Raw genomic sequence first — 272 nt, forward strand, 5'->3', positions numbered from 1 at the left:
ATTTCTTAATCTTATTGGGTTGTTCCACCATGACTTCAACCATTAGAGCTTTCAAGTCGCTATCTTCATGAAAGAACATGGCAGGGTGAAAGCTATAAAGGCTGGTAGCTTCCATACCAATGACGATGCGCTCAAATGACTGGGAATCATTGAGTTCAAGAATTTGTTTCTTGATTTCTTGAGCCCCTACTAGGTCATTAGGAAGAGAAGCTGTAAAGGGAGTTGTTGTATCACTAAGCATGATACAGACATCTAATTTGGTAGAGCTAACG

The 272-nt window shown here is 40.1% G+C and carries 1 pseudogene; it reads right to left on the reverse strand.

The window, feature by feature from the left end:
* Positions 1-272, reverse strand: a pseudogene (locus C1G53_RS01815) (IS110 family transposase); the annotation flags it as partial.

Source organism: Streptococcus suis (assembly GCF_002960445.1).
Taxonomy (GTDB): domain Bacteria; phylum Bacillota; class Bacilli; order Lactobacillales; family Streptococcaceae; genus Streptococcus; species Streptococcus hyiners.